Annotated in this window: 4 protein-coding genes and 1 pseudogene; all 5 read left to right on the top strand. The window is 41.9% G+C overall.

Annotated features, from left to right (window positions below):
• A pseudogene (gene nupO / locus HP456_RS19340) lies at positions 1 to 530 on the top strand (guanosine ABC transporter ATP-binding protein NupO); the annotation flags it as partial.
• Positions 523 to 1,572 (top strand): ABC transporter permease, encoded by a 1,050-nt coding sequence (locus HP456_RS19335; RefSeq protein WP_172254139.1) that lies wholly within the window; start codon positions 523 to 525, stop codon positions 1,570 to 1,572. The pseudogene nupO and the gene HP456_RS19335, both read left to right, overlap by 8 nt.
• Positions 1,573 to 2,532: an ABC transporter permease gene (locus HP456_RS19330; protein WP_172254137.1), complete on the top strand. Its 960-nt coding sequence runs from the start codon at positions 1,573 to 1,575 to the stop codon at positions 2,530 to 2,532.
• Between the two features lie 384 nt (positions 2,533 to 2,916).
• Positions 2,917 to 4,191: an EF-P 5-aminopentanol modification-associated protein YfmF gene (gene yfmF / locus HP456_RS19325; RefSeq protein WP_172254135.1), complete on the top strand. Its 1,275-nt coding sequence runs from the start codon at positions 2,917 to 2,919 to the stop codon at positions 4,189 to 4,191.
• Positions 4,192 to 4,193: 2 nt separating this feature from the next.
• The coding region (gene yfmH / locus HP456_RS19320) for an EF-P 5-aminopentanol modification-associated protein YfmH (protein ID WP_172254133.1) at positions 4,194 to 5,349 on the top strand (1,156 nt) is incomplete at its 3' end.

Raw genomic sequence — 5,349 nt, 5'->3', positions numbered from 1 at the left:
ATATACCTCAGGACCGGCATAAACACGGATTGGTATTGGATTTTCCTATAGGCGAAAACATGGTTCTGCAAACATATTATAAGAAGCCTTTTTCTAAAAAAGGGATTCTGAACTATAAGAATATATATGACCAGGCAAAAAAACTTATTTCTGAGTTCGATGTCAGGACACCATCTGAATTCACTCTTGCAAGGGCATTATCAGGCGGGAATCAGCAAAAAGCGATTATCGGACGGGAAATTGACCGTGATCCGGATCTTTTGATTGCAGCACAGCCCACACGGGGATTGGATGTAGGTGCAATTGAATTCATCCATAAACGCCTTATCGAGCAAAGGGACAATGGAAAGGCTGTATTGCTGCTTTCTTTCGAATTGGATGAAATAATGAATGTCAGCGATCGTATTGCGGTCATATACGAGGGTCAAATTGTGGCAGTCGTAGACCCGAAAGAAACGACTGAACAAGAGCTTGGTCTATTGATGGCCGGTTCGAAAGGAAAGGGAACGGGGGAAAACGCAAATGTCTAATCGAATAACAAATATATTAATCCCGGTTATTTCTGTCCTTTTGGGTATCATAGTTGGAACTATCATCATGCTTGTCAGCGGTTACGATCCCATTGCTGGGTATTCCGCGTTGTGGCAAGGGATTTTTGGTGAAATCTACTATGTAGGTGAAACAATCAGGCAGGTTACTCCGTATATCCTGGCTGGACTTGCTGTTGCATTTGCCTTCAGGACTGGACTATTCAACATCGGGGTTGAAGGACAATTAATTGTAGGCTGGATGGCAGCCGTTTGGGTAGGGATTGCATTTGAGGACCTGCCCAAGATCATCCACCTGCCAATGGCAATTATCGCAGCTGCGCTCGCAGGAGCGATATGGGGATTCATCCCTGGGCTTTTAAAAGCCAGGTACAGGGTGCATGAAGTAATCGTTACGATTATGATGAACTATATTGCTTTGCATGTGACAAACTCAATTATCCGTGATGTTTTGACAGACCGTTCGGACAGAACAGATTATATAGCAGACTCAGCATCATTAACTTCTCCATTCTTTGAAAGTATCACGGACTACTCTCGTTTACACTGGGGGATCTTTGTTGCCCTGGCATGTGTATTCATCATGTGGTTCCTGCTGGAGAAGACGACACGCGGATATGAACTGCGTTCTGTCGGTTTCAACCAGCATGCTTCCCAGTATGCTGGGATGAATGTAAATGGTAACATCATCCTTTCAATGGTCATTTCAGGTGCTTTCGCAGGTCTTGCAGGAGCCATGGAAGGACTTGGGACATTCGGGTACGCATCGATCAAAGGCGGTTTCACTGGTGTAGGATTTGATGGTATCGCTGTCGCACTGCTGGGCGGTAATGTCGCGATAGGAGTCGTGTTTGCTGCACTATTATTTGGTGGTCTTAAAGTAGGTGCCTTAAACATGCCTCTTGAAGCGGGCATACCGAATGAGTTGGTCGATATCATCATCGCACTTATCATATTCTTCGTAGCTTCAGGGTATATGATCCGTTACTTAATTCAACGATTCAGTAAAAAGGGGGTGAAATAAGTGGGCTTGATGGATATCTTAGTAATACTTATCCCTTCTACATTATTATGGGCTTCGCCACTTATTTTCACTGCTTTAGGCGGAGCGTTCTCAGAACGATCCGGTATTGTTAACATTGGACTAGAAGGCCTTATGGTCATTGGGGCTTTCTCAAGTATCGTATTTAATATTACATTTGCCGAGACGTTTGGTTCTGCAACTCCCTGGGTGGCACTTCTTGTAGCGATGGTGATGGGGGCACTGCTTTCCGTGCTGCATGCAGTGGCTTCCATAACATTCAGGGCGGATCAAGTTGTATCCGGTGTAGCAATAAACTTACTTGCCATTGGTTTGACGTTATTCCTGGTAAAAAGAATCTATGGCAAGGGTCAAACAGATATTATTTCAGAGGGCTTTGGTAAGGTGGACGTACCGCTGTTACACAAGATTCCTGTTATCGGTGACATCTTCTTTTCGAATACTTACTGGCCACCGTTTGCGGCCATCCTTGTATCCGTTATTGTTTGGTATATCATGTTTAAAACTCCATTCGGATTAAGACTGCGGTCTGTAGGTGAACATCCTATGGCTGCTGACACAATGGGGATCAATGTGACAAGGATGCGTTATATCGGTGTGATCATTTCTGGTGCGTTTGCTGGTGTCGGCGGTGGAGTATATGCTCAGTCCATTTCTTCTGATTTCAGTCATGCCACGATCAGCGGGCAAGGGTTCATGGCTCTGGCAGCCCTGATCTTTGGTAAATGGCATCCGCTTGGCGCAATGGGAGCAGCATTATTCTTCGGTTTTGCCCAAAGTTTAAGTATTATCGGCAGCAGTATCCCATTATTTGAAAATATTCCAAGCGTTTATTTATTAATTGCTCCGTATGTACTGACCATCCTGGCATTGACAGGATTCATCGGCCGTGCTGATGCACCTAAGGCATTAGGTACACCATACGTAAAAGGAAGCCGTTAATGAAAGAAAAGAGTGTCTTTGTTGAAACATCAACAAGGGCACTCTTTTTTATTATCAGTAAAGTTCCAATGCATCTTAATGGATAAGTTGTTCGTGTTATTGTGTTCAGTTATTGATTGGGGTAAAAGACGTGGACTCCTGCGGCACGGAAGGAAGGCAGGGGAAATCAACAGTGGTGTTTAAAGGGACATATTCTGAACATAAGCTTTTGAACATATTAATGGTTAAAAGTGCATGTGTCGATTTTTCCAATAGAGGAAGATGCTTGAATTCTTTCTATTGCAACATGTATAGTTAAAATAAAATACCGCACAATAAAGGTGTTTATATCTTTATTAGAGTCAAGTTTATTAAAATGCAAGGATGGCCAAGGAGGACGGTACAATGACGGACATTAATGAAGTGGTGAAGAAAAAGCAAGGCTATACATTACATATAGTGAAGACGGATAAGTATAAGACGAACAACCTTGTGATGAAAATGAAAGCCCCTTTAGATCAGGAAACTGTCACGCTGCGCGGGCTTTTGCCGCATGTCATGCAAAGCAGTACAAAAACGTATCCAAATACGACGAAACTCCGTACTTATTTAGATGAACGATACGGCGCAAGCTTTTTTACTGATTTAGCCAAAAAAGGTGAGTATCATATTGTCAGTTTTTCGGTAGAAATAGCAAATGAAAAATTCTTGAAGGATTCGGATCCACTGCTTGAAAAAGGACTGGAATTCCTTTCAGATGTGTTATTGAATCCAAATGTAGAAAGCGGTAAATTTGACGACCGCACAGTGGAAAAAGAGAAACGGAACCAAAAGGTAAGAATACAGGCTGTATATGATGACAAGATGCGCTATGCCAATTCCCGTCTTGTTGAAGAAATGTGTAAAGATGAACGGTTCGCACTTCATGTGAACGGAACGAACGAGCATGTTGATTCGATTACTTCAAATCAATTATATGAGTATTACCAAAAAGTGATCAGCGAAGACCAAATGGATCTATATGTTATTGGAGATGTCGATACGGAGCAGGTAGAAAGATTCTGTGACAGACTATTTACATTTCAGGAGCGCATACCTGCTGAAGTTGATTCTTTAGAAGTAAAGCGTAAAGATAAGGAAAATGTAGTAAAGGAAGAGCAGGATGTTAAGCAAGGAAAGTTGAATATGGGGTACCGGACCAATACGCATTACGGGGACGAAGATTATTTTGCCCTGCAGGTTTTTAATGGAATCTTCGGAGGCTTCTCTCACTCGAAGCTGTTCATCAACGTCAGGGAGAAGGCAAGTCTCGCTTATTATGCTGCCAGTCGTCTGGAAAGCCATAAAGGACTCATGATGGTCATGTCGGGTATTGAATTCAAAAATTATGATCAGGCAGTCGGTATCATTAATGAGCAGTTGAAAGCCATGAAAAAGGGTGACTTCACTGATGCTGAAATTGAACAGACAAAAGCAGTCATAAGGAACCAGCTTCTTGAAACGGTTGACACCTCAAGGGGGCTGATTGAAGTTCTGTATCATAATGCATTATCCGGAAGTCAGATTGACCTTGGACATTGGCTTGAAGAAGTGGAAAAAACGACCAAAGAAGAAATCATCGCAGCAGCGAATAAAGTAGAGCTGGATACAATTTATTTCTTAACAGGAATGGAGGAATAAAAATGAAGAAAATTTCCTTCGATCAGATAAAAGAAAATTTATATTATGAAAAAATGTCAAATGGACTGGATGTGTATGTTCTTCCGAAAAAAGGGTTCAACAAGACATATGCCACTTTTACTACAAAATACGGAAGTATCGATAATCATTTTCTCCCATTGAAGGAAGAAGATTTTGTGAAAGTTCCGGATGGGATTGCTCATTTTCTCGAGCATAAGTTGTTTGAAAAAGAGGATGGAGATGTATTTCAGCAATTCAGCCGCCAGGGAGCTTCCGCTAATGCCTTCACTTCATTCACACGGACGGCTTATCTTTTTTCAAGCACAAATGAAGTTGAAAGAAACCTTGAAACATTGATCGATTTTGTTCAGGAACCTTACTTTACCGAGAAAACGGTCGAGAAAGAAAAAGGCATCATCGGGCAGGAAATCACGATGTATGACGATAATCCAGATTGGCGGCTATACTTTGGTGTTATACAGAACATGTATAAAAACCATCCTGTAAAAATTGATATTGCAGGTACCATTGATTCGATTACTCCAATCACAAAAGATATGCTGTACCAATGCTACAATACCTTTTATCACCCGAGTAATATGCTTCTATTTGTGGTCGGTCCGGTCGATCCCGATCAGATCATGGATCAGGTCCGTTCCAATCAGGAAAAGAAGCCTTATGAAAAAATGCCTGAGATAAAACGCAGGTTCGATGCTGAGCCAGATACAGTAGCCGAAACAAAACAGGTACTCAAAATGAACGTACAATCTCCTAAATGCCTAGTTGGGTTAAAGGCTCCGGAGCCGACTCAGCAAGGAAAAGAAATGCTTAAACAGGAGCTTTCCATGAATGTATTCCTGGATTTATTATTCGGAAAAAGTTCTTCTTATTATTTTGATCTTTATAACGACGGGCTTATTGATGAGACCTTCCATTATGATTATACTCAGGAAAACGGCTTCGGGTTTGTCACTGTCGGAGGGGATACTGAAAAGCCCGATGAACTGGCTGACAAACTGAAAGAACTGTTGTTGAAAGCGAAGGCGGAATCACTTTTCACTGAAGAAGGGCTTGAAAGAACGAAAAAGAAAAAAATAGGTGCATTCCTTCGTGCGGTCAATTCCCCTGAATTCATCGCCAACCAGTTCACGCGTTATG

The organism is Bacillus haikouensis (genome assembly GCF_013179555.1).
Taxonomy (GTDB): domain Bacteria; phylum Bacillota; class Bacilli; order Bacillales; family Bacillaceae_B; genus Rossellomorea; species Rossellomorea haikouensis_A.
This window is presented reverse-complemented; position numbering and strand designations above follow the sequence as displayed.